The sequence below is a fragment of the Streptomyces sp. NPDC059455 genome (genome assembly GCF_042750115.1).
GTDB lineage: Bacteria > Actinomycetota > Actinomycetes > Streptomycetales > Streptomycetaceae > Streptomyces > Streptomyces endocoffeicus.
On record NZ_JBHYVB010000431.1, the window covers coordinates 1 to 3,280 of the forward strand.

Below are 3,280 nucleotides of genomic sequence, written 5' to 3' on the forward strand. Positions count from 1 at the left end.
GGCGCCCCCCCCCCCCGCGCCCCCCCCCCTGGCGGCGGGCGGGGCCCCCCGCGCCCGCCCCCCCCCCCCCGCGGCCACGCTCAGTCGAGGACCGCGGTGGCCTCGATCTCAACCAGATGCTCGGGCACGTCCAGCGCCGCGACGCCCAGCAGTGTGCCCGGCGGGACCGGGGTGACCCCCAGCTTCGCCGCCGCCCGAGCGGCCCCCTCCAGGAACCGGGGCATCTTGTCGGGAGTCCAGTCGACGACGTAGACGGTCAGCTTCGCCACATCGTCGAAGGACCCACCGACCTCGGCCAGGGCGGTGGCGATGTTGAGGTAGCACCGCTCGACCTGAGCGGCGAGATCGCCTTCGCCGACCGTGACCCCATCGGCGTCCCAGGCCACCTGCCCGGCGATGTGGATCAGCCTCGACCCGGTCGCGATCGACACCTGTCGGTACACGTCGATCTCCGGCAGTCCGCTGGGGTTTACCAGGGTGATGGCCATGCTTGCCTGCCTTCTCGTCAGGGGAGCCCACGGGCTCGCTGCCACGGAATCCAAGAGTCCGCGCTCTCTGGTGGTTACTCGGAAACCGTAAGAGAGTGGCCTCTGACGTGGAAGAGCGCACTTTTCGGTGACCGGGGAACCTTTTGGTGACCGACGAGGTCAAGCGGCTCGCGCACCGGTCGCGCGGACGTCCGGCCTTCCGGGTTTGTCATGTACGGGCTACAGTGCGAGGGATGCGTGGGAGCGCTCCCAAGCTCCAGGCGCTCCCGATCCTCCCGACCAGCCGAAGGATCTCCCATGACCCCCACACCACACCGCGCCCTGGCCGTCGCCGCGGTGGCCGTGGCGGTGGCGCTGGCCGCCCCGGCCGCGCCACGGGCCTCGGCGCAACCGGCTGCCTGTGCCGCCAACGGCTTCTGCGAGGACTTCGAGTCCCAGACCGGGACCACCCCCGCGGGCCGCTGGACCACGGCCGTCGCCAACTGCTCGGGCACCGGCACCGCCACCGTGGACACCACGATGGCGCACGGCGGCACCAAGTCGGTGCGGATCACCGGCAAGGCGGGGTACTGCAACCACGCCTTCGCCGGCACCTCGCTGTCCGGCCTGCCGTCCGGCGGCGACCTCTACACCCGCTTCTGGATCCGCCACACCACCGCGCTGCCCGCCCAGCACGTCACGTTCGCCGCCCTGCGCGACACCAACGACAACGGCAAGGACCTCCGCATGGGCGGCCAGAACAAGGCGCTCCAGTGGAACCGCGAGTCGGACGACGCCACCCTCCCCGCCCAGAGCCCGGCGGGCGTCGCGCTCAGTACCCCGCTGCCCGTCAACACCTGGACCTGTCTGGAGTTCCGGCTCGACCGCACCGCGGGCCGTCTGGACACCTGGGTGAACGGCGGGCTCGTCACCGGCCTGGTGGTCGACGGCACCCCGACCCAGGACGTCGACCAGCAGTGGCTGAACCGGGGCGGGTGGCGGCCCGCCCCGGCCGATCTGCGGCTGGGCTGGGAGAGTTACGGCGAGGGCGACGACACCCTCTGGTACGACGACGTGGCCGTCGGCACCTCCCGTATCGGCTGCTGACCAGCCGTCGGAAACCGTGTCCGGGCTCCCGCCGGACCCATCGGCTGAGGGGTTCAGGGGTTCAGGGGTTCAGAGGGAAGCTGACCGACCGGGACTTCTTCCACTCCTCGTGCTCCAGGTCCTTGGCCTCGGTGCCGTCCCCGTACAGGTCGGCCGAGCCCCCGTCGGTGATGACCTGGGCGCGGGCGCCGGGCGCCGCGAGGTCGGGCACGTCCACCACGATCTCCCAGCCGCCCGGGTCGGCCGTCGGCAGGTCGAGCCGCTTGACCGGCTGGTGTCCGGCGACGCCGTCCCAGGAGTAGAGCGCGTACGGGGCGCTGTTGTCCTCGGCCGCCCAGGAACCGGCCACGATCAGGTACTGGCCCTTGTCGTTGCGGCGGATGTCGCGGACGCTCAGGCCACCGAGGTCGAGGGTGATCGGGTCGCCGAAGGTGGCGTGGGTGTCCTTGTCGCCCACGGACCGGGCCAGTTCGTCGGCGTTGGTGACCGGGACCAGCAGCGCCTTGCCGCCGTCGGCGGGCGGCACCAGCGGCGCCCGGAAGCCGATGTACGCGGTGGATCCCGAGCCGGGCGCGAACTCCAGGCCCTCGACGTTGAATCCGTCGATCTGCTTGGGCACCTGGCCGTCCGCGGTGCCCTTGGCGAAGCCGAGCCGGTCGCCGTTGGCCTTGTCCCAGTCCACCAGGTCGTCGCGCAGGCCCTGGTACGAGCCGTCGACCTCGAGGTCGGTGTCGGCGCCCGAACCGGAGACGGTGGTGGTGAAGAGGGTGAAGCGGTCCTCCTTCGGCTCACCGTCCTTGTCGTTGCCCAGCGAGCCGGTCCAGTAGATGGTGTCGCCGACGCGGGCCCCGCCCTCGATGTCGATCTCCTTGTCGACGTTCAGGTCGGAGCCGACGTCCCAGGTGCGCACCGGCGCGCCGGACGCGTCGCGCCGGTACAGGCGCAGGACGTTGGACTCGTCGTCGGCGACGACCATGTAGCCGCCGCCGACGTCCACGGCGGCGGAGGAGTCGCTGGAGCCGGTCAGGTAGCGGGTGTCGGCGGCGTTCCGCACGGCGCCGGAGGCCGCGTAGTGCAGGGTGGTGGTGGCGCTCTTGCCACCGAGGCCGGTCACCTTGAGGGTGAGGTCGGTGTAGCCCTTGCCGCGTGCCCGTACGGCCACTTCGCGGGTGGCGCCGGTGCCGGTCACCGTGACGTCCCCGGCCTGGGCGACCGAGCCGCGGGTGGTGGCGGTGGCGGACACGGTGAGCGCGCCCGCTTCGGCGCCGCTCTGGCCGACCTTCACGGTCGCCGTCGGGTCGCCGGTGGCGCCGACGGCGCCGGACAGGTACGCGGCGGTGAGCTTGATGGTCGGCGTGCCGTAGCCCGTGCTCCCGGCCACCGCGGAGCCCGGGAGCGCGGACAGCGTCACGGCTCCGGCCACGAGCGCCAGCGCGGCGGCGGGGAGGACCCGGCGGGTACGGCGCGGGGGAGCGGCATGGGACGGGACCATCGTGAGTACCCTTCGTCGGCTGCGGGGCCGGTCGGCGGACCGGCACACCGCCCTGACGATGGATCATCTACATGGCGTGAGCATGAACGATCATCGAACACGAACCGCTCACGGCCCGTGGACTCCCGCGGCCCCGGCCCCCGGCCCCCGCCCCCGGCCCCCGCCCCCCGGCCCCCCCCCCCCGCCCCCCCCCCCCCGCCGACGCCCGCGCCCC

3 protein-coding genes are annotated in these 3,280 nt (G+C 73.0%); 1 reads left to right on the forward strand and 2 read right to left on the reverse strand.

Going from position 1 to position 3,280, the window contains the following annotated elements:
* Window positions 1-80: 80 nt before the first annotated feature.
* The gene (locus ACFXB5_RS53200; protein WP_201847472.1) at window positions 81-488 is read right to left on the reverse strand and encodes a RidA family protein; all 408 of its coding nucleotides are present in this window, start codon (window positions 486-488) and stop codon (window positions 81-83) included.
* A 297-nt stretch (window positions 489-785) separates the two neighbouring features.
* On the opposite strand from ACFXB5_RS53200, the gene ACFXB5_RS53205 reads away from it, so the two are divergent.
* Entirely contained in the window at window positions 786-1,574 is a 789-nt protein-coding gene (locus ACFXB5_RS53205) for a hydrolase (protein WP_385223218.1), read from the forward strand.
* A gap of 61 nt (window positions 1,575-1,635) precedes the next feature.
* Here the strand turns inward: ACFXB5_RS53205 and ACFXB5_RS53210 are convergent, their stop codons facing one another.
* Window positions 1,636-3,066: a DUF3616 domain-containing protein gene (locus tag ACFXB5_RS53210; RefSeq protein WP_385223220.1), complete on the reverse strand. Its 1,431-nt coding sequence runs from the start codon at window positions 3,064-3,066 to the stop codon at window positions 1,636-1,638.
* Window positions 3,067-3,280 lie beyond the last annotated feature (214 nt).

Bases quoted from the DNA above. Each gene is read 5' to 3' on its own strand.
- ACFXB5_RS53210 (WP_385223220.1), bottom strand. From the start codon at position 3,066: ATGGTCCCGTCCCATGCCGCTCCCCCGCGCCGTACCCGCCGGGTCCTC.
- ACFXB5_RS53200 (WP_201847472.1), bottom strand. From the start codon at position 488: ATGGCCATCACCCTGGTAAACCCCAGCGGACTGCCGGAGATCGACGTG.
- ACFXB5_RS53205 (WP_385223218.1), top strand. From the start codon at position 786: ATGACCCCCACACCACACCGCGCCCTGGCCGTCGCCGCGGTGGCCGTG.